We start from the raw sequence: 305 nt of genomic DNA, 5'->3' as shown, positions 1-305 counted from the left end.
TTCCGGGTCGAGGGCCGAAGTCGGCTCGTCGAACAGCATGATTTTGGGCTTCATGCACAGCGCACGGGCAATGGCCACGCGCTGTTGCTGGCCACCGGACAGTTGCCCCGGAAACTTGTGGGCCTGCTCCGGAATACGCACGCGCTCAAGGTAATGCATGGCAATTTCTTCGGCCTTGCGCTTGGGCATCTTGCGTACCCACATCGGTGCCAGCGTGCAGTTCTGCAGGATGGTCAGGTGCGGGAACAGGTTGAAGTGCTGGAACACCATGCCGACTTCACGGCAGATCGAGGCGATCCGCCGTG

At 61.0% G+C, this 305-nt stretch carries 1 protein-coding gene; it reads right to left on the bottom strand.

The annotated features are described in order from the left end of the window. The coding region (locus AC0L3U_RS39025; protein WP_473365063.1) for an ATP-binding cassette domain-containing protein at positions 1–305 on the bottom strand (305 nt) is incomplete at both ends.

Source organism: Bradyrhizobium sp. Kon69 (assembly GCF_055807515.1).
Note: the sequence above shows the minus strand (reverse complement) of the source record. Positions and strands in the feature narration are given on the sequence as shown.